The sequence below is a fragment of the Vibrio sp. 2134-1 genome, assembly GCF_033339495.1.
This window is the reverse complement of the sequence record NZ_JAWOUS010001005.1, coordinates 1-507: the sequence shown is the minus strand read 5'-3', so window position 1 is coordinate 507 and position 507 is coordinate 1. Positions and strand designations below refer to the sequence as shown.

Sequence of the window (507 nt, the reverse complement as noted above, 5' to 3'; positions counted from 1 at the left end):
TTCGCAACGACTTCGATTTGGACTACATCGCGTCGGTTTACAACAACTACGCAGACGCGATCTCGGTTCTGACCGATGAAAAATACTTCCAGGGTAGCTTCGATTTTCTGCCTCAAGTTCGCCGACAAGTGAAACAGCCAGTGTTGTGTAAGGACTTCATGGTCGATACCTACCAAGTTTACCTTGCTCGTCATTATGGCGCGGATGCGGTATTGCTCATGCTTTCGGTACTGAATGACGAAGAGTACAAAGCGTTAGAAGAAGCTGCGCACAGCCTAAACATGGGCATTTTAACGGAAGTCAGCAACGAAGAAGAGCTTCACCGCGCAGTTCAGCTTGGCGCTAAAGTTATCGGTATAAACAACCGCAACTTGCGCGACTTAACAACGGATTTAAACCGAACTAAAGCGCTTGCGCCAACCATTCGTAAGCTTGCACCAAACGCAACGGTTATTTCAGAGTCTGGCATTTACACTCATCAACAAGTTCGTGACTTAGCAGAATATG

At 46.9% G+C, this 507-nt stretch carries 1 pseudogene; it reads left to right on the top strand.

The features are described from left to right. Positions 1-507: pseudogene (locus R7R78_RS29730) on the top strand (bifunctional indole-3-glycerol phosphate synthase/phosphoribosylanthranilate isomerase); the annotation flags it as partial.